We start from the raw sequence: 2,172 nt of genomic DNA, 5'->3' as shown, positions 1-2,172 counted from the left end.
GGTCAACCCGCCGGCGTTGACCGGCCCGGCCTTGATCTGGAAATCGAGGTCGCGGTCGGCAAAGCGATTGGCGCCCTTGTCGCTGACGAAGATCGAGGCGAAGGCCGCCAGCCCGTCGACATCGAGATCACCGCCTTCAAGCCGCATCAGCACCGAGGGCTTGGCATCGTCGGGCTGGCTGGAATCGATGCGGCCGGAAAACTTCGCCTTGCCCAGGATCAGTTCGAGATCGCTGAAGGCCTGGCGCTTCTGCGAGAGGTCGACCTTGGCCTTGAAGCCGGCGGCCGGCAGGCGGCGGATCGCCTCGTCGACATCCTTCGACAGCCAGGCGGCAAAGCCGGAAGGTTGGGCCACGGCCAGCAGCAGCGAGCCGTTGAAGCCGAAATGACCCTCCAAATTGAGCACCAGCATGCCATCCGCTTCCAGCGTGGTGCGGCCGGGCAAGGTCGCGGCAAGCGATTTCACCGACCAGCCGCCATCGACCGGCTCGGCGGAAAGATGCACGTCGCGCACCGTGGTGTCGCCGACCACCACCGCCGGCAGCTTGACCTCGACCGTGCCGGGGATGGTCGGCTTCGGCATATCGAGCAGCGCTTGCTCGAACGCCGCGATGCGCTGGTCCAGCGTCAGGCCGGCGCCGGCTTCGGCGCCCACCGCCTCGTCGAACTGCACCTGCGCGCCATTGGCCTCGATGGCGAAACTCGGTTTCAGCCCGAGATCGACAGAAGCCTTGCCATCGGCGGTGTAGGGGTTGTCGAGAGGCCCGGTCTCGAAGCGGAATTCGTCGACACCCAGCTTCTGGTGGTCTAGCGAAAACTTGCCGTTCAGCCGAAAGCCCGGATCGGGCTTGCCGGCCGAGACTTTCACCGTCTCGCCATCGGTGCCGCGCAGCTCGGCGCTGTTCTTGTCGGCACCATTCTTGTCAGGATTTGAAATCTTGAACTGGCCGGAGTAGACGGCGGCTCCATTGACGATGCCGGCATTGCCGTCGGTCTCGATGACCAGCGGATACGCGTCCGGATTGGCTTTCAGCCGAAACCGCATCTGTCCTGAGCCTTCGGCCTTGCCGGTGGACGCGGTGACCGCGGTGCGCAACCCGTCCAGCCGCAGCGTGCCGTCCATGCGCCATGGGCCGGCCAGCGACTTGGCCGAGACGGTCGAATTGATCTCGGAAAACAGATGGCTGCGCCCGCCAGCGGCATGGCGAACTTCGATCTGACCCTCCGTCACCGTCAGCTTCTCGATCGAGATCTGGCTGGGGTCGAAGGGCGAGGACGGCCGCATCGCCCAGTCGACCGTGCCGTCATTGGCGATATCGATGGTCGCTTTCGGCCGCACCAGCCGCATGTCGAAGATCAGCACTTCACCGCGCAGGAAGGGCGCCAGTTCCGCGTCCATTGAAAACGTCTCGACCGTCATGGCCGGCTGGCCGTTGGGGCCGCCGGCGACGGCGACATTCGAGAAGGTCACCGAGGGAAACGGCAACAGCCTTGCGGTGGCGTCGCCCTGCACGGTCACCTTGCGGCCGAGAATGGCGCTCGCCTCGCGCTCGAAGTCGGCGCGGTAGCCGGTCCAGTCGATAAAATACGGCACCACCAGCGCCGCACACAGCACCAGCACGAACAGGCCACCGAAGATCACGAACAGGCGTGCGAGCATCAGCTCCGAATGGGTTGATTGAAATTCTGCCGCACTCTACCCGCATCCGCGTGTCGATAAAGAGGCAATTCATCCAGTTGCGCGATCTCCGGTGATCTGAAACAAATCCCGGCGAAGCGGAGAAATCGGATGTCGGGCAAGAACTGGGATCGCGTGCCGATCGATGCGCAAAGTGTCGACGCTCCGCTGTCCCTTTCGGCGGTCTTTCTTGTCGTCGCCGTCGCCAGCGAGCAGAGCGCGCTCGCCAAGGTTGCCTCCGTGCTCGGCGGGCTCGACGATCTCATCAAAACCGTCGGGTTCCGCGATCTCTCCGGGCGGCTGTCGTGCATTGCCGGCATCGGCCGCGATCTCTGGGATCGTCTTTCTCCAGACCGGCGGCCGCTGGAACTGAAACCGTTCGCACCGATCAAGGGTGCCGTTCATTCGGCGCCTTCGACCGCCGGCGATCTCCTCTTCCACATCCGCTCCGAGCGACCCGATATGTGCTTCGAGTTCGAGCGCATCCTGCTCGAC

General features: G+C 64.4%; 2 protein-coding genes. One reads left to right on the top strand and one right to left on the bottom strand.

What is annotated here, in order from left to right; all coding sequences use genetic code 11:
- Window positions 1-1,659 (bottom strand): AsmA family protein (locus EN994_RS28345; protein ID WP_127308007.1); only part of this gene is annotated, 1,659 nt, incomplete at its 3' end.
- Window positions 1,660-1,788: 129 nt separating this feature from the next.
- Here EN994_RS28345 and EN994_RS28340 point away from each other — a divergent pair.
- On the top strand, window positions 1,789-2,172 hold a 384-nt coding region (locus tag EN994_RS28340; protein WP_206530517.1), incomplete at its 3' end, for a Dyp-type peroxidase domain-containing protein.

The sequence above is a fragment of the Mesorhizobium sp. M7A.F.Ca.CA.002.09.1.1 genome (assembly GCF_003998555.1).
Classification (GTDB): domain Bacteria; phylum Pseudomonadota; class Alphaproteobacteria; order Rhizobiales; family Rhizobiaceae; genus Mesorhizobium; species Mesorhizobium ciceri.
Note: the sequence above shows the minus strand (reverse complement) of the source record. Positions and strands in the feature narration are given on the sequence as shown.